Source organism: Citrobacter sp. CK188 (assembly GCF_030333525.1).
Classification (GTDB): Bacteria; Pseudomonadota; Gammaproteobacteria; order Enterobacterales; family Enterobacteriaceae; genus Citrobacter_B; species Citrobacter_B koseri.
This window is the reverse complement of record NZ_JAOWFU010000038.1, coordinates 1-22,887: the sequence shown is the minus strand read 5'-3', so window position 1 is coordinate 22,887 and position 22,887 is coordinate 1. Positions and strand designations below refer to the sequence as shown.

General features: G+C 54.3%; 19 protein-coding genes. 6 read left to right on the top strand and 13 right to left on the bottom strand.

All coding sequences use genetic code 11. The annotated features are described in order from the left end of the window. The first annotated feature begins 69 nt into the window (after positions 1 to 69). A complete protein-coding gene (gene rlmF, locus OGV67_RS20595; protein ID WP_115181809.1) occupies positions 70 to 996 on the top strand; it encodes a 23S rRNA (adenine(1618)-N(6))-methyltransferase RlmF in 927 nt (308 codons plus the stop codon). Here rlmF and ybiO read toward each other — a convergent pair. The 6 genes from ybiO to rhtA all read right to left on the bottom strand — a co-directional run bounded on the left by ybiO (position 993) and on the right by rhtA (position 7,624). Continuing rightward, positions 993 to 3,227 (bottom strand): mechanosensitive channel protein, encoded by a 2,235-nt coding sequence (ybiO, locus tag OGV67_RS20590; RefSeq protein ID WP_200003514.1) that lies wholly within the window; start codon positions 3,225 to 3,227, stop codon positions 993 to 995. The genes rlmF and ybiO overlap by 4 nt on opposite strands. 118 nt (positions 3,228 to 3,345) lie before the next feature. Further along, positions 3,346 to 4,068, bottom strand: a complete 723-nt coding sequence (gene glnQ, locus OGV67_RS20585; RefSeq protein WP_012133163.1) for a glutamine ABC transporter ATP-binding protein GlnQ — start codon at positions 4,066 to 4,068, stop codon at positions 3,346 to 3,348. Then, positions 4,065 to 4,724, bottom strand: a complete 660-nt coding sequence (glnP, locus tag OGV67_RS20580) for a glutamine ABC transporter permease GlnP (RefSeq protein WP_049011142.1) — start codon at positions 4,722 to 4,724, stop codon at positions 4,065 to 4,067. Before glnP ends, glnQ begins: the two co-directional genes overlap by 4 nt. Positions 4,725 to 4,819: 95 nt before the next feature. After that, positions 4,820 to 5,566, bottom strand: a complete 747-nt coding sequence (glnH, locus tag OGV67_RS20575; protein WP_012133160.1) for a glutamine ABC transporter substrate-binding protein GlnH — start codon at positions 5,564 to 5,566, stop codon at positions 4,820 to 4,822. A 364-nt stretch (positions 5,567 to 5,930) separates the two neighbouring features. Continuing rightward, a complete protein-coding gene (dps, locus tag OGV67_RS20570; RefSeq protein ID WP_012133159.1) occupies positions 5,931 to 6,434 on the bottom strand; it encodes a DNA starvation/stationary phase protection protein Dps in 504 nt (167 codons plus the stop codon). Positions 6,435 to 6,739: 305 nt separating this feature from the next. Further along, entirely contained in the window at positions 6,740 to 7,624 is an 885-nt protein-coding gene (rhtA, locus tag OGV67_RS20565; RefSeq protein ID WP_012133156.1) for a threonine/homoserine exporter RhtA, read from the bottom strand. Positions 7,625 to 7,977: 353 nt separating this feature from the next. On the opposite strand from rhtA, the gene ompX reads away from it, so the two are divergent. Beyond that, positions 7,978 to 8,493, top strand: a complete 516-nt coding sequence (ompX, locus tag OGV67_RS20560) for an outer membrane protein OmpX (protein ID WP_012133153.1) — start codon at positions 7,978 to 7,980, stop codon at positions 8,491 to 8,493. 152 nt (positions 8,494 to 8,645) lie between these two features. Here the strand turns inward: ompX and OGV67_RS20555 are convergent, their stop codons facing one another. After that, on the bottom strand, positions 8,646 to 10,232 hold the full coding sequence (locus OGV67_RS20555) for a phosphoethanolamine transferase (protein WP_115614931.1): 1,587 nt from the start codon (positions 10,230 to 10,232) through the stop codon (positions 8,646 to 8,648). 289 nt (positions 10,233 to 10,521) lie between these two features. Continuing rightward, positions 10,522 to 10,650 carry a manganase accumulation protein MntS gene (mntS, locus tag OGV67_RS20550; protein ID WP_047457949.1) on the bottom strand — a complete coding sequence of 43 codons (129 nt, stop codon included), beginning with the start codon at positions 10,648 to 10,650 and terminating at the stop codon, positions 10,522 to 10,524. Positions 10,651 to 10,836: 186 nt separating this feature from the next. Here mntS and mntR point away from each other — a divergent pair, with 186 nt between their 5' ends. Beyond that, a complete protein-coding gene (gene mntR / locus OGV67_RS20545; protein WP_012133150.1) occupies positions 10,837 to 11,310 on the top strand; it encodes a manganese-binding transcriptional regulator MntR in 474 nt (157 codons plus the stop codon). Next, complete coding sequence (locus tag OGV67_RS20540; RefSeq protein WP_114848485.1) at positions 11,307 to 12,416, top strand: anion transporter; 1,110 nt, start codon at positions 11,307 to 11,309, stop codon at positions 12,414 to 12,416. Before mntR ends, OGV67_RS20540 begins: the two co-directional genes overlap by 4 nt. A gap of 80 nt (positions 12,417 to 12,496) precedes the next feature. On the opposite strand, the gene ldtB is transcribed toward OGV67_RS20540, so the two are convergent. Further along, on the bottom strand, positions 12,497 to 13,417 hold the full coding sequence (gene ldtB / locus OGV67_RS20535) for a L,D-transpeptidase (protein WP_012133148.1): 921 nt from the start codon (positions 13,415 to 13,417) through the stop codon (positions 12,497 to 12,499). Between the two features lie 218 nt (positions 13,418 to 13,635). Here ldtB and OGV67_RS20530 point away from each other — a divergent pair, with 218 nt between their 5' ends. Further along, the gene (locus OGV67_RS20530) at positions 13,636 to 15,231 is read left to right on the top strand and encodes an ABC-F family ATPase (RefSeq protein WP_047457942.1); all 1,596 of its coding nucleotides are present in this window, start codon (positions 13,636 to 13,638) and stop codon (positions 15,229 to 15,231) included. An 82-nt stretch (positions 15,232 to 15,313) separates the two neighbouring features. Here OGV67_RS20530 and OGV67_RS20525 read toward each other — a convergent pair whose 3' ends face one another. Then, positions 15,314 to 17,677, bottom strand: a complete 2,364-nt coding sequence (locus OGV67_RS20525; RefSeq protein ID WP_147294132.1) for a glycoside hydrolase family 31 protein — start codon at positions 17,675 to 17,677, stop codon at positions 15,314 to 15,316. A 17-nt stretch (positions 17,678 to 17,694) separates the two neighbouring features. Continuing rightward, positions 17,695 to 18,996 carry an MFS transporter gene (locus OGV67_RS20520; RefSeq protein WP_286466016.1) on the bottom strand — a complete coding sequence of 434 codons (1,302 nt, stop codon included), beginning with the start codon at positions 18,994 to 18,996 and terminating at the stop codon, positions 17,695 to 17,697. Between the two features lie 292 nt (positions 18,997 to 19,288). Between OGV67_RS20520 and OGV67_RS20515 the strand changes: the two genes are divergently transcribed. Then, positions 19,289 to 20,362, top strand: a complete 1,074-nt coding sequence (locus OGV67_RS20515; RefSeq protein ID WP_024130506.1) for a LacI family DNA-binding transcriptional regulator — start codon at positions 19,289 to 19,291, stop codon at positions 20,360 to 20,362. On the opposite strand, the gene OGV67_RS20510 is transcribed toward OGV67_RS20515, so the two are convergent. After that, positions 20,359 to 21,621 carry a DUF1479 domain-containing protein gene (locus OGV67_RS20510; RefSeq protein WP_115614929.1) on the bottom strand — a complete coding sequence of 421 codons (1,263 nt, stop codon included), beginning with the start codon at positions 21,619 to 21,621 and terminating at the stop codon, positions 20,359 to 20,361. The genes OGV67_RS20515 and OGV67_RS20510 overlap by 4 nt on opposite strands. Before the next feature lie 150 nt (positions 21,622 to 21,771). Beyond that, positions 21,772 to 22,587 carry a Cof-type HAD-IIB family hydrolase gene (locus OGV67_RS20505; RefSeq protein ID WP_047457934.1) on the bottom strand — a complete coding sequence of 272 codons (816 nt, stop codon included), beginning with the start codon at positions 22,585 to 22,587 and terminating at the stop codon, positions 21,772 to 21,774. Positions 22,588 to 22,887: the final 300 nt, after the last annotated feature.

Below are 22,887 nucleotides of genomic sequence, written 5' to 3'. Positions count from 1 at the left end.
TCTCCGTCAGGTTTGTTTACCGCGTTGCGTTATGCGAGTATCTTACGCCGCTGCTAAAAGGAGAATGCCATGTCTGCCCAGAAACCGGGATTGCACCCACGTAATCGCCATCATCATCGTTACGATCTCGCGACGTTATGCCAGGTCACGCCAGAACTGGCGCAATTTCTTACCCGTACGCCTGCGGGTGAGCAAAGCGTTGATTTCGCGAATCCTCTGGCAGTCAAGGCGCTCAATAAAGCGCTGCTGGCGTATTTCTATCAGGTGGCAAACTGGGATATTCCCGAAGGCTTTCTGTGCCCGCCGGTGCCAGGCCGCGCCGATTATATTCACCATCTGGCGGATCTGCTGGGCGAAACCACAGGCGCGATTCCGGCGGATGCGAGCGTGCTGGATGTGGGAACAGGAGCGAACTGCATTTACCCGCTTATCGGCGTGCATGAATACGGCTGGCGCTTTACCGGCAGCGAAGTCCATGCGCAGGCGCTGGCCAGCGCCCAGACGATCATCAGCGGCAACCCAGGATTAACCCGATCGATTCGTCTGCGTCGGCAGAAAGATCCTGCGGCAATCTTCAACGGCATCATTCATAAGAATGAACAGTATGACGCCACGCTGTGCAATCCGCCGTTCCACGATTCGGCAGCTTCTGCCCGTGCGGGAAGTGAGCGCAAACGTCGCAATCTGGGGCAGGATAAAAACGATGCCCTGAATTTTGGCGGTCAGCAGCAGGAACTCTGGTGCGAAGGCGGGGAAGTGGCGTTTATCAAAACGATGATCGCGGAAAGCCAGGCTTTTGGCCGCCAGGTAATGTGGTTCACCACGTTAGTGTCGCGCGGCGAAAATTTGCCGCCGCTGTACCGCGCGCTGACGGACGTCGGGGCGGTAAAAGTGGTCAAAAAGGAGATGGCCCAGGGGCAAAAGCAGAGTCGCTTTATTGCCTGGACCTTTATGGATGACGATCAGCGTCGCCGCTTTATGGCGCGTAAGCGCTAAAGCGTGGGTTCACTCGGCGGCAGGGGGTCTGTCGCTGGCGCCTGACTGATCGTCGGTGCGGGCAGTACCTGATACGTTTGTACCGGCGCGCGAACGCCCGACAGATCGAAGTGTTTTTTCACCTGGCTGTCGAGCGCGAAGCGTACCGTCCACTGTTTTAAGGGCAAGGTGGTAAAGGAGACCCGTAGCGTAAAGGCGGTATTGGTCAGCCCGACGATCCCGGAGAATGACGGTTCTCCGATAATCAACCCGCGAATATCTTCCGTCTCCATCACCGCAGCCACCGCGTCCTTCAATGCCTGATTGGCTTTATCCGCATCTTCATGGCGATCCACGTCATAGTTAGCCACGACCGAACCAATGCCGCGCACAAAGTTCGCGAAGGTGGTAATCGAAGACCACGGAATAATGTGGTACGCCCCGGTATCCTGACGCACGCCTACCGAGCGAATCGACATTCGCTCCACCGTACCGGTCAGCGGGCCGATAGTCACCAGATCGCCGGTATTCATCCCGTTTTCAAACTGGATGAATACGCCGGTAATAATATCTTTCACCAGCGTTTGCGAACCGAACGAAATCGCCAGCCCCAGCGCCCCGGCGCCGGCCAGTAAGGGGGCAATGTTCACGCCAATCTCCGACAACACGATCATGATGGTGATTGTACTGATGATCACCGCCAGGGCGTTACGAAACAGCGTAAGCAGGGTTCGGGTACGCGCGCTGGGCAAGGGGCGGCCGTGAATATCTGACGCCAGGCGGTTCTCAATCAGGCTGGCGAGGATGGTCCATCCGACCGCAGAGAAAAAGAGGATCAGCGCAATGCGGATCAGAATATCGACGGTTTTTTCTCCCGCGCCGTTGTGCAGCCAGTACCAGAAGTCGAATAACCCCCAGGCGTTGAGCAACAGCATGATCGCCACGCAAACCGTCAGGATTCGCGCGGCTTTCAGGGCGGTTGACAGCCAGCCGTTCAGCCGTTTTTGCAGCTCAGGATAGTTGCGCTGCGTAGGGGGCGACAGCGTAATGGTTTTGGCTATCCAGCGTGAGAACATGCCGGAAACAAACGCGGCGACACCGATAATGAGCAGGCTGCGTACCGTCGCGCCCATCATAAACTTCAGGCTGTTGCCCGGGTCGAACAATGAGAAGAAAAACAGCACGATAAAATAGGCGCTGGCCAGCCAGTGCCACACCAGCGCGAAGGCGCGAATAAACAGACTGAAAAAGGCCAGCGACCGTTCCGCGAGATTCAGCAGATGTTGGGTGATCTCTTTTTTGTTTTTGAAGATCAGATACAGCGCCCACAGCGTAATGCACAGCATGATGATGACGTTCGCCATCGCGCCGACCTGGACGTTGACCTGGTTGGAGATAATCGGCACGGCGACGATCAGACCATAGCCGATCAGGCTACTGAGCGAACTCAGACGGCGATTCCAGTAGCGCGCGCTGGCGTCCTGAATCGTGAACGGACGCAACTCCGCTACGTTAGGGCAAAAGATCAGGCGCAGAATGGCTTTGAAAAACTCAATCAGGGCAAACGCGTTCAGGAACAGACTTTGTTGAAAGGCGATGGTTCGGCTGCCGGCGTTCATTCTGTCGCTCAGTATCTGCCCGACAAACAGGGTCAGCGCCAGCAGGAGCAGATCGATGATAAATGCGCCGATAATCATTGCGGGAAGCTGTAGCCAGTTGCTGCGGTCGCGATTTTTTTTGCGCGCCCACTGACCCATTTTGCGATACAGCGGCAGCGCGCAAAGCCGTATCAGCCAGTAAAAGACAAATACCGAAGCTGCCAGCATCAGGAAGTGGGTCAGGGCATTGGTAAATGTCTGCGTGTTAAACGGCTTATGCGGCGAGTCGGTGATGTTACGATAAAGCTGGGCAAAGCGCCCGGAGAGGGCTTCTCCGTAACGCCGGCTGATGTCGGTTACATTCTCCAGTACCGTTTTTTCTTCCGTAACCGTGGGCGGCGTTATCGTGGGGACGGGCTCTGGCGGCGGCGTGGCGGCGACTTTTCGTAGCTGGTCGATGAGCTCCTTGCGAGAGGTCTCGTTTTCCAGCACATCCGCCAGCGCCGCGTAGGCGGCTTTCTTTTGTTCGACATCGGGTTCAGCCGCAGGCGCGGCCTCCTGACTGCCTGAGGCGTCCGTTGTGACGCCGGGGATCGCGACCGCATGCGCGGGGGCGCCCAGTAGTAAAAAGAGGATGAACAGGATCCGCCGCATGACTCCTCCTGTGAGAAATATAAGCAAAAAGATAAGTATAGATGCTTAAAGGGGAGGGATTTGAAATGGGAGGATTCCGGGGAAACCCTCCCTTCCGGGCGGAAGGGAGGGGCGTGCCTCAGGAAACGTGCTGCAAGAACTCCTGCAAACGCTGGCTGGGCGGATTTTCAATCAGGGTTTGCGGATTACCGTCTTCCGCAATGCGCCCTTTGTCGATGAAGATCAGACGGGAGGCCACTTTCTCGGCAAAGCCGATTTCGTGGGTCACAATGACCATTGTCATCCCTTCTTCCGCCAGATCCTGCATGACTTTCAGCACTTCGTGACGCAGTTCCGGGTCCAGCGCGGAGGTCGGTTCGTCAAACAGCATCATTTTCGGCTTCACCGCCAGCGCGCGGGCAATCGCCACACGCTGCTGCTGACCGCCGGAAAGTTCGGAAGGGTAGTGATGCGCGCGCTCTGCCAGCCCGACTTTCGCTAATAACTCTTTGGCCTGCTTTTCGGCATCTTCTTTCTTCGCGCCGCGCACGCGCAGCGGCCCGAACATGACGTTTTCCAGCGCCGTCAGATGCGGGAAGAGATAGAACTGCTGGAACACCATGCCGGCTTCCTGACGGATTAACCGCTCATCCACCTTCGGATCGTTCACTTTCAGACCATCAACAATCAACTCGCCGGACGTGATCTCTTCCAGTTTGTTGATGCAGCGCAGCAGAGTGGACTTCCCGGAGCCGGATGGCCCGATGATGACCACCACTTCACCCTGTTTGATGTTCAGATCAATATTGTGCAGCACCTGGGTTGGCCCAAAATGCTTGGAGACGTTTTTAAATTCAATCACAGGATTTTCATCCTTCTTTCCAGACGACGCAGAATGAAGCTCAGCACCAGCGTAATGATCAGATAGAACACCGCAACGGCACTCCAGATTTCCAGCGCGCGGAAGTTACCGGCGATGATTTCCTGCCCCTGACGAGTCAGTTCAGCGACGCCGATAACAATAAACAGCGAGGTATCTTTGATGCTGATAATCCACTGATTACCGAGCGGCGGCAGCATACGGCGCAGCGCGAGCGGTAAAATAACGTGGCGAATGGTTTCGCCGCGAGACAGCCCTAACGCCAGGCCCGCTTCGCGAAAACCTTTGTGGATAGACAGCACCGCACCGCGCGTGATTTCTGCAATGTACGCGCCCGAGTTAATCATGATGGTGACAACGGCGGCGCTGAAGGGATCAATTCGCAGATCGTTAAACGCCATCGGCAGCGCGAAGTAGATAAACATCACCTGCACAACGATAGGCGTACCGCGAATCACTTCGATAAAGACCAGCGCAATGTGGTTGGCGATCCAACCACCAAAGGTGCGCGCAAAACCCGCAAGCAGCCCGATGACCAGGCCGCCAGCCAGACCAAGGATTGAAATCCACAGGGTCATTTTGGCGCCTTCAATCAACAGCGGGATGGCGGGCCAGATGGCACTCCAGTCAAACTCCATAAATTGTTCCTGTTACCGTGGTGAAAATACTCAAAGGCCTGTACGCCCGGTAAGCGTAAGCGCCACCGGGCGTAACGAGCTAAAATACAGCGTTATTATTTAGGTTCAGTACCGAACCATTTTTTGTAGATTTCGTTATAGGTGCCGTTTTCACGCAGCGTTTTCAGCGCGCCGTTCACTTTCTCACGCAGTTCGTCGCTGCCTTTCGGGAACGCGATGCCGTATTGCTGCGCTTCCAGAGACTCACCTACCGCTTTGAACTGACCATTGCCCGCGGTTTTGATGAAATAGAGGATGTTTGGCGTATCGTGCAGAACGGCGTCTGCGCGGTTGGTGCCCAGTTCCATGTAGGCGTTATCGATGTTCGGGAACTGACGCAGATCTTTGGTTTTGATGTTTGCTTTCGCGTAATCGACAGAACCGGTGCCACTCTTCACCGCAACCACTTTGCCGTCGAGGTCTTTCACGCTTTTCACATCGTTGTTATTGGCTTTCACCATGACCAACAGACCGCTTTTGTAATAGCCGTCAGAGAAGTCGATCGCTTTTTTACGTTCGTCGGTGATCGTGATGCCTGCCAGCGCCAGGTCGACGTTTTTGGTTTGCAGCGCCGGGATGATGCCGCTGAAATCCATCGGTTTCAGGGTGTAGTCCAGATTCAGCTCTTTCGCGACAGCGGCCCACAGATCCACATCAAAGCCAACGTATTTGTCGCCCTGTTTGAATTCAAACGGAACGAACGCCGTGTCGGTTGCCACGACGAGTTTCTTATCCGCGGCGTGAGAAGACACCGCAAAAGCCAGGGTAAGTGCAGCCAGTGAAACTTTTAATACAGACTTCATAGCATTTCCTTTTATATCCACGGGGCGATCCCCTGCGAGAACATATGGCGTAATGAAAGAATCGTGCCAATTATGCAACTCATTGTTTTAAAAAGAAGGCGTTTCATTTTAATGCACAATAAGCGTGGCAAAACTGACGGATTGCACCGTTTTGGGGCGCTGATTTAGTGCAGACCGAATCGGGTGCAAACGGTATGACTATTTAGCGCAAAAATTGTTGCTAAAACAATCTCTCGTTAACGATTGTGTGAGGTGATTATTACAAATATTTTACTTTACGGCAGAGCGGAAGAAATTTGATGCACTATAAAAGTGCAAAACCCCCGCCGAAGCGAGGGTTCATAGGTCTTACTTATCATGCTGCTTATTCGATGTTGGCTTCGATGAACCACAGGAATTTATCGAGGTCGCGGGAAGCAGCGGTAAAGATATCAGCAGTGTCTTCGTCTTTGGCTTCGCTGATGGCTTTACGAACATCATTGGCGACAACAGAGTAACGATCCGCCAGCTCTTTCAGGTGATCCTGAACGCTATGGATATCCAGCGGGTAGCTTTTCAGCGGTGTTTTGCTGTTAATCACTTGCGTTGTCCCTAATGCCACGCCACCCAGCTGTACGGCACGTTCTGCCATGGTATCAAGGTGGTCGGTCAGCGCTGTACGGAAGCCATCCAGCATCTCATGTACGGCAATAAAGTTAGCACCGCGCATATTCCAGTGAGCCTGCTTAGTGATCAGTGACAGGTCAATGAACTGGATCACCTGACGATTCAGCAACTCAACCGTCGCTTTCTTATCGCTGTCTGATACATCGTTGCGGGTATAAAGCAGATTAGACGCTTTCGTTTTTACCAGTTTAGCGGTACTCATAATCTCATATCCTCTTGATGTTTTGTGTCCCAGGTAATTAACGAAACTAAGTATAGCACCGGTTTTTCATTTTGCTTTTCTGTCTGTGCCTATCACTTTAATAGCGCAGAAAGTGTTTAATATTTAAAATGATTAAAAATCAATATGTTATGAAATTAAGTGTTGATATGTTAATAATTCTCATTCACTGTGAGCGATAAACATAAATAGGTTTGCAGGCAGCAGAAAAATAGCGGAGATAATAATAATGAGAAGGATGAAAGCAATATTCTGCATGATTATGCAAATCATGCAGAATTGTAACGTTAATTAATGTCGACTTGCTGAATTTTCGTTTCCCGCCGGATGGTGAGCGTGGACCCCATCGAGGCGGCAATGATGGCGGCCAGGGCCAGAAGCTGCACCAGCGTCAGCGTTTCTCCCAGGAAAATCATCCCCGAAACGGCAGCCAGCGCGGGCTCCATGCTCATCAGCGTCCCAAACGTTCGCGTGGGCAGTCGCGTCAGCGCGATCATTTCCAGCGAGTAGGGCAGCGCCGTTGACAGCACGGCGACAGCCAGACCCAGTGGGAGAATCGACCAGTGCCATAATGCCTCTCCCGCCTGTAGCGCGCCAACCGGAACGAAAACGATCGCCGCAATGAGCGAGCCTACCGCCACGGTCGCGGGGCCGTGTTCTTCACCCGCCCGCTGCCCGGTCAGAATATAGATAGCCCAGCAGGCGCCTGCGCCGAGCGCCAGCGCGGCACCCGTTAAATCAACATGCGATACGCCCTGACCAAGCGGCAACAGGAACCAGAGTCCAAGCACGGCCAGCACAACCCAGATGAAATCGACAGGCCGTCTGGACGAGAACAGCGCGACCGCCAGCGGCCCGGTGAACTCCAGCGCAACGGCGATGCCGAGCGGCACCGTCTGAATCGACAGGTAAAACAGGTAGTTCATCCCGCCAAGCGACAGACCGTAAAACAGGAGCGGCAGCCGCTGTTCTCTGGCAAAGCGCAGACGCCAGGGCTTAAAGAACGCAATCAGGATTAGCGTGCCTAATGCCAGACGCAGTGCGGTAACGCCCGGCGCCCCGACGAGAGGGAACAGCGATTTCGCCAGCGAGGCTCCGCTCTGAATAGAGGACATCGCAATGAGCAAAACCAAAATAGGCAGCCAGACTGGCTTACGTGACGACCCCGGCATCCTTTCTCCTGTCAATTAATGTCAATAGAAGTAAAAAAGGCAGTGTAATAGAAATAACCTCTGACGGTTGAGTATTCGTTGAAAAAAAATCCCGGAGAATCCGTAAAATATCGATGAACTGATGGATTAATAAACTGCGTAATTAGGAATTATCTGGATGAATGTACCATATTGTGCGCGTAATAATGGTGCGCTTCACCGGAAAAGTGATGTTATTTGAAAGAGATAGCGGGTTATGGAAATGTTCTGTTACACGAAAAGACCCGTTAGACATCGCGAATCGCAAAGAGTTTCTCATCAATTTTTGATATATTTATAACTTAGGATTTACTTGAAGCACATTTGAGGTGGTTATGAAAAAAATTGCATGTCTTTCAGCACTGGCCGCTGTTCTGGCTATTTCCGCAGGTACTGCTGTAGCTGCTACTTCTACCGTTACGGGTGGTTACGCTCAGAGCGATGCTCAGGGCGCAGCGAACAAAATGAACGGTTTTAACCTGAAGTATCGCTACGAGCAGGACAACAACCCGCTGGGCGTAATCGGTTCCTTCACCTACACAGAAAAAGATCGTACTAACGGTGCTGGCGATTACAACAAAACTCAGTACTACGGCCTCACCGCCGGCCCTGCTTACCGTCTGAACGACTGGGCAAGCATCTACGGTGTTGTTGGTGTGGGTTACGGTAAATTCCAGACTGCTGCCACTCCAGCTGACAAACACGACACCAGCGACTACGGTTTCTCCTACGGTGCCGGTTTGCAGTTCAACCCGATCGAAAACGTTGCGCTGGACTTCTCCTATGAGCAGAGCCGTATCCGTAACGTGGACGTCGGCACCTGGATCGCCGGTGTTGGTTACCGCTTCTAATCACTTCGGTGATATGAAAAATCCGCCCTTCGGGGCGGATTTTTTTTGTCTGATGTGTAGGCCGGATAAGGTATTTATGCCGCCATCCGGCAATGCCTGATGGCGACGCTGAGGCGTCTTATCAGGCCTACAGCATTATCAGGACTACAGGTTTAGCGCTGTTTGGTACTAAAAATATCCGTACCCAGATGGTTGTAATCCACCTTCTGCAACTTGAAGTTGGTGATGAAGACCGGCCCGGCTTTCTGCTCAGAGATAAAACGGTATTTGGTTTTAATCTCTTTCGCGCTGATCCCCGTCCATTGCGAGAAAAAGCCTAAGAAATCATTTGCCGAACGGCGCGCTTTAATCACGCGATGCGCTTTGTCATCGCTGGAAAGCACCATAAACGGCACCTGAAAATTCTGCTGATACCTGTCGTCATGCGCCAGATACTGCACCTCTTTCCCGCGCTCTTTAAATGCGAGACCATGATCCGAGAAGTAGACCATAGAGAAGCTGTCGCCGCTGTTACGCAACTGCGCGTACAGTTTTCCCAGCAGCGCGTCCGTTTGGGTCATGGTGTACAGGTAGCAAGAGGTCTCTTTCGACTGCACGAAAACGTCGTATTTTCCCTGCGTGCGATCGCAGGCCTGCGGGTGCGAGCCCATCAGGTGCAGCACAATTAACTGCGGCTGCGTGCGTTCTGTCTCCAGTACCTGAGCGGTCATTTTTAACAGCGCATCGTCACGCGTATTCTTGTCGGCTTCGAAGTCTCCGCTTTTCAGGAAGTGCGCTTCATCGGCACGTTTCGCGATGCTGGCGATAGCCGTATCGTATTCGCCGATTTGCCCCTGATTCGAGAACCACCAGGTCTGGAAACCGGCACGGTTGGCCAGCGTCACAAAGTTATCCTGGAATTGCGGCTTGTTGTCGACCACGCGGTTGAGCGTTAAACCGAGCGATTTTTGCGTTGAGCCGCTGGCGGCAACGTAATCCATGAAAAAATAACCGTTGGCGGTACTGGCGAACGGGGTGTTATCCCAGTGACCGCCGAATGCGCCCATTGCGTCACGCCGCGCACTTTCACCGATCACCACCACGTAGGTATGGTATTGGGGCTTAACCGCAGTGACCGTCCAGGTATCTTTCATCCCGGACAGCTTCGCCATCCGCTCTTGCTCCTCAATCACCTCATTGTTGTTGACGATGACATCCTTCACGAAGCGAAAAACCGGGTAGCCGGTGTCTTTTAATTTAAACACGCCGCCCCACGCCAGGTTTTGCACCGGCGCGACAAAGAAGGCGATGACGCTGAACAGCAGACACACGCTGTCCACAATGCGCCAGGCTTTTTTCTCCGTCTCTTGCTTACGGCGAACGGCAATCACGCCCAGTGCAAAGATAAAGAGGCCTACCAGATAGTTGTACCACGGGAAGATGGTCAGGATTTCGGTGGACTCTTCCATGTTGGTCGAATGCAGTGCCAGCAGCGTATTAAAGTTTGGCGAGCCGTAGGCCTGGCCGAACGGGAAATACATGGCGGCGATCAGCGAGCATAGCCCGATCAACACCTTTTGCGCGCGCGGCGCGGTGCGCCAGAGCAACAGCAATAGGCAGGTAAAGGCTGCTGTATAGAACAGGCTAAACGGGTAGCCCGACGCGAGGTTAATCAGCAGCGACTGTAAAAAGTAGAAGCCAGTCCACGGGCTAATGGCCCTGCTGCGGGCAATAAGCGAGTCTTTGAGGGTTAAATTCATATGCCACTATTGCAAAAACGCCATGTGCTCACCCTGGCGTTAAGGGTCAATACCTGCCGGAAAGTGCGTGAAGAGGGGATGGGGTCCGCATCTGCGAGCCGCAATATATGCAGGGCTGCGCAACGATAGAGCGTGTGTATAAGAAGGTCAACTACTACAAGGAAAATGTTTTGCGAAGGGGGCAGCAAAACCGACAAAAAGAAAGGGTATTGAGATAAAACACAGCGCGAGCGCGCCTTGGTGGCCGCGAAGATGGCGTCAAAATGGAGCGGCGTACCGCGACGCCGCGTTATTTTGACGAGGGCTGATCCTGCTCGGGTTTGCCGTTGATCATGTCACACAGCATGGACAGCAGCATTAACCGTACTTTAAAGGGAGAGTGGCTAAACACGCGCATACACCTCTTAAATTCGTTCATAGAAACCTCCTGACTTTACGATCCCATCGATCCGTGAGGGATGCCTGCATTACATACAGATATAGCACAGGCTATATTATATAGCTATTGCTAAAACGTTAAATTTTTGAGCCTGTGCAACTCTGGTTTACAATGGGCCCACTCCAGCCAGATGCAATTAACGCGTCACAGTAACGAGGAAGCAGAATGAGTCGTCGCGCAGGTACGCCAACAACAAAAAAAGTGACGCAATTAGTGAATGTCGAAGAACACGTCGAAGGGTTCCGCCAGGTCAGGGAAGCGCATCGCCGTGAACTGATCGATGACTACGTTGAGCTGATTTCCGATTTAATTATCGAAGTCGGTGAAGCGCGTCAGGTTGATATGGCGGCGCGACTTGGCGTTTCCCAGCCGACGGTCGCCAAGATGCTCAAGCGTCTGGCGTCGGTAGGGCTTATCGAAATGATCCCCTGGCGCGGGGTATTCCTGACCGCAGAAGGCGAGAAGCTGGCGCAGGAAAGCCGTGAACGCCACCAGATCGTGGAAAACTTTTTACTGGTGCTGGGCGTCAGCCCGGAAATCGCACGCCGCGATGCGGAAGGGATGGAGCACCATGTAAGCCAGGAAACGCTTGAGGCTTTCCGCCTGTTTACGCAAAAGCACGGAACGCCTTCTGAATGAGTTTTCCTTTTCTGCGGGCATTAAGACGCGATCGTTTCCTGCTGTTATTACTCCTTGTCGGAGCCGGACTCAGTCTGTTCGTCCCGTTTACCCCCCGCACCTGGCCGGGTGCAATTGACTGGCACACCATTATTACGCTGAGCGGTTTGATGCTGCTGACCAAAGGCGTTGAGCTGAGCGGATATTTTGATGTGCTGGGCCGCAGAATGGTTCGTCGTTTTAAAACGGAACGCCGTCTGGCAATGTTTATGGTGCTGGCGGCGGCGGTGCTGTCAACGTTCCTGACCAACGATGTGGCGCTGTTTATCGTCGTTCCGCTGACTATTACCCTGAAAAGACTGTGTGCGATTCCGGTAAACCGGCTGATTATCTTTGAGGCGCTGGCGGTCAACGCCGGTTCGCTGCTCACGCCGATTGGCAATCCGCAAAATATTTTGTTGTGGGGGCGTTCTGGTCTTTCATTTGCGGCTTTTGTCTGGCAGATGGCGCCGCTTGCCGCCGTGATGATGCTGACGCTGTTGGTGCTGTGCGGCCTTTGTTTTCCGGGGCAGGCGTTGCAATACCATACCGGTACGCGCGCCCCTGAGTGGCAACCGCGCCTGGTGTGGAGCTGCTCTGGGTTGTATATCGTGTTTCTGACCGCGCTTGAACTGAAGCAGGAACTCTGGGGGCTGGCGATTGTGGCGGCAGGGTTCATCGTCCTGGCGCGCCGCGTGGTACTGAGCGTCGACTGGACGTTACTGCTGGTGTTTATGGTGATGTTTATCGACGTGCATTTATTGATACAGCTACCGGTGTTACAGGGCGTACTGCGCCATGTTGAAACGCTCTCTGCGCCGGGGCTTTGGCTGACTGCGCTCGGTCTGTCGCAGTTTATCAGCAATGTGCCCGCCACGATTTTATTGCTCAACTACGTTCCGCCGACCGCGTTGCTGGCCTGGGCGGTCAATATCGGTGGTTTTGGTTTGCTACCGGGATCGCTGGCGAATCTGATTGCATTGCGGATGGCAAATGATCGGCGTATCTGGTGGCGGTTTCATTGGTATTCGTTGCCGATGCTGCTCTGGGCGGCGCTGGTGGGATATGGATTGTTGCTGCTGAAGTGATGGCCCGATGGCGCTATGCTTATCGGGCCGACGCGGTAGGCCGGGTAAGGCGAGAGTCGCCACCCGGCACATGGCTCTGATCAGTTCAGACGAACCGGCATACCGGAACGGTTCTGAACGGCCTGCTCAACCACAGACTGATCGACATCAGGCTGGCTGGTGACGCTCTGAACGCTTTTGTTCAGGTTAATCGGTACGATCTCGCCGCCTTCGAACTGCGCTTCCGTGGTAGACAGAGGGTTATGGACTTCAATGTAACGGCTGCCATCTGGCTCAGTGGTCGCTTTCACCGGCTCGTCGATAAACTGTACGCGGGTGCCGACCGGCACATTTTCAAACAGGAACTTGATGTCGTCGTTACGCAGACGGACGCAGCCGTGGCTGACGCGCAGGCCGATACCGAAGTTGGCGTTGGTGCCATGAATCGCATACAGACGACCAATGTACAGCGCGTACAGACCCATCGGGTTATCCGGGCCAGCCGGCACGACGGCTGGCAGCGGTTCGCCCGCCGCGCGGTATTCGGCATGCATTTTCGCCGTCGGCGTCCAGGTCGGGCCTGCTTTCTTACGCTCAACTTTCGTTGTCCAGTTGATTGGCGTGTCTTTCCCTAACTGACCGATACCAATCGGCAGGACGATCACCGTGTTGGTGCCTTTCGGGTAGTAGTACAGACGCATTTCCGCACTGTTAATGACAATGCCTTCATGCACGGTGTCCGGCAGGATCAGCTGCTGAGGAATGTTCAGCACCGTACCGCCTTTTGGCAGGAAGGTATCAACACCCGGGTTCGCTTCCAGCATGTTAGACAGCCCCATCTGGTATTCAGCCGCAAAATACTCCAGCGGTTGGGTATTGCCTTCCGGGATAGTGATCACCTGGTTTTGACCAACGACGCGACTGCCATCGGTCGGTAAAGGATAAGTCACCGCTGAGGCGGTGCTGCAAAAGCCAACTACAGCGAGGGCCGCCGCGAAAAACGTTGTTAATTTCATATTCATGTTATGCGAGATTCAGTGCCTGGCAGGCTATTGGGTTGAGAATTCTGTCATGTTGGGAGCGCATTATATGTGCATTCCCGTTAAGTGGGAATTCAGATGTGTACGAAATCACATTTTTTTCCCGTGAGGACAATTTTAGCGGCTTACCGTGAGGCGCGATCTTATTTAAGACTTGTGGCATAATAAGCGGTTTGTCACATATTTTTCAGGATACGCCAGTGTTAGTTTCCAGCAACGTCACCATGCAGTTCGGCAGCAAGCCGCTGTTTGAAAATATTTCCGTCAAATTTGGCGGCGGCAACCGTTACGGCCTGATTGGCGCCAACGGTAGCGGTAAATCCACTTTTATGAAAATCCTCGGCGGCGATCTCGAACCGACGCTGGGCAACGTCTCTCTCGATCCAAACGAGCGTATCGGTAAGCTGCGCCAGGATCAGTTTGCCTTCGAAGAGTTTAGCGTACTCGACACAGTGATCATGGGGCATGTTGAACTGTGGGAAGTAAAACAGGAACGCGACCGCATCTACGCGCTGCCGGAAATGAGTGAAGAAGATGGCTATAAAGTGGCCGATCTGGAAGTGAAATACGGCGAAATGGATGGTTACTCTGCCGAAGCGCGCGCGGGCGAACTGCTGCTGGGCGTGGGTATTCCGGTTGAGCAGCACTACGGCCCGATGAGCGAAGTCGCGCCAGGCTGGAAACTGCGTGTCCTGCTGGCGCAGGCGCTGTTTTCCGACCCCGATATCCTGCTGCTTGATGAACCGACCAACAACCTCGACATCGACACGATCCGTTGGCTGGAGCAGGTACTGAACGAACGTGACAGCACCATGATCATCATTTCGCACGACCGTCACTTCCTGAATATGGTGTGTACGCATATGGCGGATCTGGATTACGGCGAACTGCGCATTTACCCGGGTAACTACGACGAGTATATGACTGCCGCCACCCAGGCGCGTGAACGCCTGCTGGCCGATAACGCCAAGAAAAAGGCGCAGATTGCAGACCTGCAATCTTTCGTCAGCCGCTTTAGCGCTAACGCGTCTAAGTCTCGCCAGGCAACGTCTCGTGCCCGTCAGATTGATAAAATTAAGCTTGATGAGGTGAAGGCCTCCAGCCGTCAGAACCCGTTCATCCGTTTTGAACAGGATAAGAAGCTGTTCCGTAACGCGCTGGAAGTGGAAGCGCTCGCGAAAGGCTTTGATAATGGCCCGCTGTTCAAGGGCGTTAATCTGCTGCTGGAAGTGGGCGAAAAGCTTGCGGTACTCGGGACTAACGGCGTGGGTAAATCCACGTTGCTGAAAACGCTGGTGGGCGATCTGGCGCCGGATAACGGCACCGTGAAATGGTCAGAGAACGCGCGCATTGGGTATTACGCGCAGGATCACGAATATGAGTTCGAAAATGACCTGACGGTGTTTGAATGGATGAGTCAGTGGAAGCAGGAAGGCGATGACGAGCAGGCTGTACGCAGCATTCTTGGCCGTCTGTTGTTCAGCCAGGACGATATCAGAAAACCGGCGAAGGTGCTCTCCGGTGGTGAAAAAGGGCGTATGTTGTTCGGTAAGCTGATGATGCAGAAACCGAATATCCTGGTGATGGACGAACCGACCAACCACCTGGATATGGAATCGATCGAATCGCTGAACATGGCGCTGGAGATGTATCAGGGCACGCTGATTTTCGTTTCTCACGACCGTGAGTTTGTTAGCTCGCTGGCGACGCGCGTGCTGGAAATTACGCCGCAGCGCGTGGTGGACTTCAGCGGCAACTACGAAGATTATCTGCGTAGTAAAGGGATCGACGGCTAAAAAAAGCCCGGTGGCGCTACGCTTACCGGGCCTACGCTACAGTTTGTAGGCCGGGTAAGGCGAAGCCGCCACCCGGCAATTTTCAGAGCACCCACTCACTCCCTTCAACGCCATTCACCCGCAGCGTGCGTTTTTCCCCCGCCGGTAACGATACCTTCAACGCGTTCCATGCCGGACGATAGTCGCCACGCGCGTTGATCCTCAGGTTGACGGTCGCCCCATCGCACACCATCTCCCATTCCACCCACAGGGCATTGCCCGTCTGATAACCCCAGCTTTCGCCATCGTCTTCAAACAGCAGACCGGACGTTGTCCCCACGCCTTTGACCGGGAACAGTTTCAGCTCGCGGGTATCGTCGCGTTCAGCGCTGACATGGGTGATCCGTTCGCTCAGCGGCAGACCTGCACCGGCGCGTACCAGCAGCGGCAGTTTTTCCAGCGGCGCGTTCAGCGTGATCCACTGGCCGCCAGAGAACCATTCGTGGCTATCGAAATCGTACCAACCGGTTTCGTTATCCGGCAGCCAGACGCGGCGTTCACGTTGACCGGGTTCCACCACGCTTGCCACCAGAATATCGCGGCCAAGCAGGAAGTCGTCGCACTCTGCGAAGGTTTGCGCGTCGTGCTCGTGGTCGAGGAAAGTGGGGCGCAACATCGGCTCGTCGTCGGCATGCGCCTGCCACAGCAGCGTGTAGAAGTAGGGCAGCAGACGGTAACGTAGCTCAATCGCGCTACGAATCGCCGGCGTCACGCCCGGGTACATCCACGGCTCATTCACCGTATGATCGTCATTCCATGAGTGGATGGTAAAGCGAGGGTGCATCACGCCGTTCTGTACCCAGCGCACGAACAGCTCCGCATCCGGTTTATCGCCAGAGAAACCGCCGACGTCGTGACCCACGTTATACAGCCCGGACAGACTCATCCCCAGCCCCATGCGGGTGTTGTAGCGCAGGGTATCCCAACTGGTGCGGTTATCGCCGCTCCAGGTTTGCACGTAACGCTGCATCCCGGCGCAGCCGGAACGGGAGATCAGGTACGGGCGTTTTTCCGGCGCAAAGCGCTGCTGCGCTTCCAGCGAGGCGCGCATCATCAACAGCGGCATGACCGGGCGAATATGTTTGATGGCGATTTCGCGGCCAAAGCCGTGGCAGCGGGCTTCGCCATCCCACACTTCGAACTCGTTGTTGTCGTTCCAGGTGGAGTCGATCCCCATCTCCAGCAACTGCGTGGTGACGCCTTCCTGCCACCAGGCGACGGTTTGCGGATTGGTGAAGTCGAGGTTAGAACCTTCGTCATCCCAGAAACTTGAACGTTCCGGCGCGTCGGTTTCCGAATCACGAATAAATAACCCTCTTTCCGCGACTTCGTTGTAGCGCGGGTGATCCTGCAACAGACACGGTTTAATGTTGGCTGCCAGCTTCAACCCCGCATCGTGGAATGCCTGGGTCATCACTTTCGGCTGCGGCACCTTGTTGTAGTTCCAGTTAAAGACGTAGCGTTTGCCGTTAATGGAGGTGTAGCCAGATGAAAGCTGGAACGAATCGCACGGAATCGCGTGTTCATTGCACAGACGGATAAAGTTCATCAGCTGGTTTTGCGCGTCCGGCGCATCGGTGTAATGCATGGTTGAGCCGCTGTAACCCAGGCTCCACTTCGGCCCGAACAGGGTTTTCCCCGTCAGGCGCACAAAGGCTTTGGTGACATCCAGCACACGCTTGCCGGTAAAGATGTAGTAATCGATATCGCCCGCTTCCGCCTGCCAGCGGCGATAGGCGGTGTGATAGTTGTCGATTTCATTGCCCAGATCCAGCCAGCAGCTGCTCAGGTTGTCGTAAAACAGACCGTAGCTGACGTCATCGCGGCGGGCGATGGTGAATGGAATATGTTTGTACAGCGGATCGGTGCTGACCGCGTTATAGCCCATCGCGTCAAGGTTGCGCATCTCATAGCGTTGGCCGTTGCGTTGCAGGTCGCCCGCTTTCTCGCCCAGACCGTAAAAACGTTCATCTTTACGGCGGCTTAAATAGTGCGCCACGCCGTCGCCGTGAGCGTTCAGCAGATAGGCGCTGGTGGGGCGGTCGTTGACCAGCGGCTGCCAGTCGCCCGCCTCATCGCGATAGTGCCACTCCAGCCACAGCGGCTGGTGGACGGTCACGCGCAGTTGCTCAGTAGCGACAATCAGCGCGCCATCCTGCTGCGTCAGTTGCCAGGCCGGGCAGCTAAAGCCGCTTACATCTTCGCGGCTGCGGCCTTCCCACGGCACATCCTGCGCCGGGGCGATACTCCAGGTTCTGTCTAATGCCAGTTCGCCTTTACGTTTGATCAGCACGCGAAACAGATTTTCTTCCAGTACGTACAGGCACAGATGGTGTTGACCATCGACCAGCAGTTCCAGATGATGGGCCGACTGTTTCTCTACAATCCAGTTTTTCAGGGTTTTCATACGCAATACATCCACTATCAGGCGCGCTTGGCGCGACGTTCAGCAATAAATGCCACCAGGAAAACAGCGCCAATCAGGTCAAAGAACCCCATGGCGATAAAGAGCGGGTTAAAGCCGATTTTGTCGGCGGTAACGCCAATTAACAGAGAGAAGAGGAAGCTGGCGATCCACGCCGCAGAGCCGCGCATTCCGTTGACGGTCGCCATCTGGCCTTTATCAAACGACTCCACGACCAGTGCGCTCAGCATGCAGGAGATGATCTGATGACCGAAGCCGCCGATGGAGATCAGCACGATGGTGATATACGGATCGCGGGTAATGGCCACGATGCCGAGAGAAATCATCAGAAACGCGCCGGTCACGGAGCTTGCCACCACGGAGTTAACGCGAGAGCAGCCAAACAGACGGGTATACAGGCGGGTGAGATAGCCGCTCGCCACGCTGCCGAGATCGGCGGCGAGGAACGGCAGCCAGGCGAACATGGCGATCTGCTTCAGATCCATACCGTGTTCCTTCGCCAGATACAGCGGTACCCAGAAGCTCAGCACCGCCCAGGCCGGTTCTGCCATAAAGGTCGGGATCGCGATACCGTAGAAACGTTTATTTTTCGACACGGTTTTCAGCGCGGTCAGGAAGGGCAGTTTCACGGCCGGAGGCTCGTTATCCTGCTTGATATACTCCAGCTCCTCTCCACTCAGGTTCGGGTGCTGTTCCGGGTTATGGTAGAACGCCCACCACAGGATCACCCACAGCAGCGCCAGCACGCCGGTAAACATAAATGCGCCCTGCCAGCCGAATGAGGCGTGCGCGAAGTAGATGATTGGCGGCGCCAGCATGGCGCCAATTGAGAAGCCGACGCCCGCCCAGCCCGCCGCGACCGGACGCTCTGATTTCGGGAACCATTCGCCGATGGTTTTGGCGTTGGCTGGCGTAGCGGCCGCTTCAGATGCGCCCATAAAGAAGCGCAAAATTGCCAGATGCAGCCAGCTTCCGGCGCCCGCGTGGAAGATACACATCAGCGCCCAGATCCCGGCGCAGACCATAAAGCCAATCTTCAGGCCAATCACATCGATCAGCCAGCCGCACAGGGGCTGGAAAATGGTGTAGGCAATCTGGAACGCGCCGACAATCCAGGAGTATTGCTCGGTGGTGATCCCCAGACTCTCTTTTAGCTCCGGCGCCAGGATACCCAGCGAGTTACGCGTGATGTAGTTAACGGTCACACCCAGTAAGAACAGCACCAGCACATACCAGCGCAAATTTTTGATGACGCGGCGGGTTTTACTCGCGGCGACAGTGTTATTGATGTCCTGACTCATTTCTTTTCTCCACAAGACGGACGGTAGGGGAAATAAACGTTTGGGTGTCACACAAATATTGTTATCTCATTGAAAGTTATCTTTTTATTTATTCTTAGTTGCTATACAACTAGTATGTAAGTTGTGTGACAAGTTCAGGTTAAGTGAGAAAATGGGCGGGCAATAGCGGATTTTGTGCAAGTTTTCTCATTACTAACGGTATCGCTCTGGCAAGATGGACGTTAAGCCAGTTATTTCCCTGTTTGTGCGTTATGAAAATTTTTTCATTTAGCAAATGGAGCAAGATCACAAAATGGATAAAAGGCTCAAAATCAGCGAAATTGCCGCGCGGACGCAGCTTTCCGTCAGCACCGTTTCTCGCGTGCTGGCGGGGAAGGCAAATACCAGTGAAAAAGCGCGCAACAAAGTGCTGGAGTGCGCGCGGGAGCTGGGCGTCATGGACGGGATGGCGGCAGGCAGGCTGTTGCTGAATAGTCTGGTGGTCTTTGCGCCGCAGCGGGCGTTTGATGAGCGGTCTGACATCTTTTACTACCGCGTGATTCAGAACGTGAGTAAAGGACTGACGGCGTATGAAGTACGGCTGCGTTATTGCGCGCTTGAGGAGCTGGACAGTGATGCGCAGCTTTTCCTCGCGCGGATGAACGAAGCGGAAACGCAGGCGGCGATTTTGTTAGGGATTGACGATCCGCATATTCACGATTTGGCGGTGGACGTGGGGAAACCCTGCGTACTGATTAATTGCCGCGATCAGCGAATGCGTTTGCCAGCCGTTTCGCCCGATCACCGCGCCATTGGCGAACTTGCCGCTGATTATCTTTTTTCAATGGGGCATCGCGACGTGATGACGGTGCTCTGTCTGCGTCGCTACACGATGGAGCTGCGTCTGGCCGGCATTCGCGACGCCTGGCAAACCCATAATCTGAAATTTAACGATAAGCGGGATTTACTGGTATCGCCGAGTTTCAGTGCGAAAGAGGCGGAGCAGCGGGTCAGCGAATGGCTGGCGAATACGCCGGATAAGGCGTTGCCGACGGCGTTTTTGGTCGGCGGTGATTTTATGGCGGCGGGCGTCATCAGCGCGTTGCAAAAGCGCGGCCTTCGCGTGCCGCAGGATGTGTCGGTGATGAGTATTGACGGCTTTAATCTGGCGGAAATTCAGGATGTGCCGTTAACAGCAGTACATGTGCCGCGCGATGAGCTGGGGACGGAGGCGGTACATATGCTGCAACAACGTCTGGTTCGTCCGAATGCGCCAATCGGTACGCTGTTGCTGAACGGCACGTTGACGGTGCGGGAGTCGGTGCGGCGGATACGTCCAGGGAAACGACGCACCGCCGTAGAGCGGGAAGGGCTGTATGACGCTTAGCTCATGCCCAGCGCGCGTTTTCCGTGAACGTTCAGATCGCTCAGCGTAAAACGGTCTTCCCAGTTTGTTTCGTAATCTTCACGCGGGAAATCGCCTGGCGATGCGCCCGTTTCCAGCGCGGCTTTGACCTTGTGCGCGTAAGCCAGGTTTTTCTCGCACATCGGCGCGGCGGGGATGTACATCACGTTCCCCCATCCTTGCTGATTTTCCACCGGCGCGACGGAGTGGATCACATCGCAATGCCACCAGACGGAGTCCCCGGCCTCCAGTTGCGGAATACTGGTCAATGCCTCAATCAGCAGCGGATGCCATTGTTGCGAAACCGGCAGCACCCGGCCTGGCGCAACGCCGCACAGTTCATCTTCAGGAACGTCATCCAGCAGGGGGCGTAACAGGATATACGCCATCGCTTCTGGAATCGGCACCACATGCAGCAAGCCCTGGCCTGGCAGCATATCTGACAGCGCCGTCCACCCCTGGAAGGTGCGGAAAACCGAGCATTTGGTGGTGTTATCGACCGTATACTCTTCGACTTCGGTACGGTAGGCGGCATGCCAGGGATCGTACTTTTCCAGCTCGCCGTTAAAGATACTGGCGAAAACCCGTTGATAGGCGGGCAGCAGCCAGCGTTCCAGCGCGCCGGAATCGGTATGCGCCCCCAGACCTTTTGAGGTGATGCCGGGTGGGCGGCGGCGGATGCGATCCGGGTAGATCACGCTGATATCCGGGTTGAACCACTGTCTGCCGTCACTTTCAAATGTCCACAGCCGATTAAGGAAAGACTGAACGTTCGCCATCTCTTCGCTCTGACGAGCCTGCATCTGCGCCTGCGACCAGTAAATCGGATAAATTTCAGGGCGGGAGGCGGTTAATGTACCGAAGAAGTTATCGCCGGGACCTTTGTACACCTCATCAAAATGGTTGCGATCCAGATAATCCAGCATGGATTGATCCCATGCCAGCGCCTGTTCCCGCGGAAAATGGCCCTTAATGACCGCGCATCCACGCCGCTTGATCTGTTCACGCTGCGCTACCGTGATGGCGCCGGACTGGATATCCGCGTAAGACAGCGCAGGCCAGACGGCATCGCCCTGCGCTTTGAGCGTATTGATTTCCGCCACGCGTGTGGCAATCACCTCGCTGAGCCTGTCAAAAACGCCCTGCACATCACCGAGCTGCGCCCGCAACGCCTGCTTCATCTGCCGGATCGCCGCTTTATGATCGGCCGGTAATGTATCGCTTGTGAAGGTTAAAGCCATAACCACCTCGCATTGACTTTCATTCGAAACTTAAATTAATTACAAATGACAATATAAGTTATAAATAAGTTAATGCAAGTTTAAAAACTTGATGCGGTACGCAGAATGGAAAAGCAGGAGGAAACCGGAGCAGCGCTCCGGTATCTGGAATCAGATGTTAAAAGGCGGGGCGTTATCCAGTACGGCCTGAATCACGTTTAACGCTCCCTGATGGTTGTTATCATCGGTATGATAACGGCTGAGGGCTTTGATGTTGTCTGCGGCGTTCGCCATCGCGAAAGCATACCGCGCCATTTTCAGCATTTCCGCATCGTTGTCGCTGTCGCCAATCGCCACCACATTTTGCGGCGAAAGATCCCAGCGTTTCAACAGACGGCTGATGCCGTTCGCTTTGTGTAATCCCGGTATGATTAAGTCGATGAAGCCGAAGCCGCTGGTCACGGGTTTCATAATGCCGTCCAGCGACGTATGCAGCGCATCAACCACGAAGGGGATCTGCTGGTCTGGCAGGTTCAGTGAAAACTTAAACAGAACATCGTCAATGTCCTGGTAATCCTTCACCGGTTGCAGACGGTGGTAGTGCTTCGACATCAGCGCCACAAAAGATTCCGGCGCATGTTCGCTGACATAAGCGCTTTTCAGGCCGCAGGCGACAAAATTAAGCTGCTTATCTTTTAACAGCTCGCCAATCACAATACGGGATTCATGCCGGGTCAGTTCGCCATGAAACAGCTGCTTGCCATGCTCATAAACCAGCGCGCCATTTTCCGCGACGAAGGAAATTTCGTCTTTCAGCTCGGGGAAAAAGGAAATGAGTTGGTAATACTGATTGCCGCTGGCGACGACAAATTCGATGCCGCGTTTTTTTAGTTCCTGATACTGCGCCATAAATCGTGCGTGATCGTACTTTTTGGCGTCGTCGAGAAAAGTTCCGTCCATATCAGTGACGATAACTTTAACGGTCATACATTGCTCCTGGCTCAAAACTGCGACCAGAAACATTCTAATAACAAGGTGACGGGGAGCACAAATTTAATTTCATTCGAAAGTGAAACGGCAACTGAAGTCGCCGTATTTGTAGTTGCCTGTCGGGCAAGGATATTGTTAATCCCAGTTTCCATACGGGTAGGTTTTGCCTTTAATGAAATCCTGCGTTGACTGAATGAAATTAAACGTGCCGCCGGGGACGACGTAGTCTTTGCAGAGCGTCATCTCGTTGCCTGCGAGGGTCCACATTTTCAGCGGTTTTACGGGAAGGCTGGGACG